The 373-nt window shown below is 80.2% G+C and carries 1 protein-coding gene; it reads right to left on the minus strand.

Translation table 11 applies throughout. The features are described from left to right. A partial coding sequence (locus DZG00_RS16595; RefSeq protein ID WP_147360114.1) for a hypothetical protein occupies positions 1–373 on the minus strand: 373 nt, incomplete at both ends.

Here is a 373-nt window from a genome sequence, read left to right on the forward strand (position 1 = left end):
GGCCGTGCGGAGCGCGTCCCGGTCGCCCCCGCCCGAGATCTCCGCGGGCGCGAGGCAGCGCTGCCAGCCGGATCCGTCCGTCCAGCCCGCGTACTCGCAGCCGGCCACGCGGACCGGGCGCGCCGGTTCGCCGCGGACCGCGCCCGTGACGACGACGGGGTCGCCGCCCGCCACGGGCACGTCGATGAGCCCGCCCGAGTGCGCGACGAGCACGCCGGTCCCGTCGGAGGACGCGCGCTGCAGGGCGACGCGGGCGTCGGCGGCCACGGATCCGGCGAGGTCGACCGTCCGCCCGTCGACGACCAGGGCGCGCGCGTCGGCGTCGTACAGCGCCCAGCGGCCGTCGACGGACGTGAGCGCGAGGCGCTGCCCG

Source organism: Clavibacter lycopersici (assembly GCF_003576405.1).
In the GTDB taxonomy this organism is placed as follows: domain Bacteria; phylum Actinomycetota; class Actinomycetes; order Actinomycetales; family Microbacteriaceae; genus Clavibacter; species Clavibacter lycopersici.